1 protein-coding gene is annotated in these 219 nt (G+C 39.3%); it reads right to left on the bottom strand.

The window, feature by feature from the left end; all coding sequences use genetic code 11:
• Positions 1–219: IS30 family transposase (locus H5975_RS08615; protein ID WP_204785657.1), on the bottom strand; the 219-nt coding region annotated here is incomplete at both ends.

Genomic DNA, 219 nt, shown 5'->3' on the forward strand with positions numbered 1-219 from the left:
TTGCCTTTTGGGATAAATCGGCGGAGAACTCGATTCCTGTTTTCATTGGATCCACGTTCATGAGGAGAATAAGCGTGTGCGAAAAACATTGGCTTGTTTATCAAATCTTTGATTTGATGATAATTGGCAAATTCTTTTCCATGGTCAACAGTCAGTGATTTTAAATTGGCGCCTAGATGACGGGCCAGTGTAATAATAGCTTTAGTCATTGATTGACTG

This window comes from Limosilactobacillus coleohominis, from assembly GCF_016901675.1.
In the GTDB taxonomy this organism is placed as follows: domain Bacteria; phylum Bacillota; class Bacilli; order Lactobacillales; family Lactobacillaceae; genus Limosilactobacillus; species Limosilactobacillus intestinavium.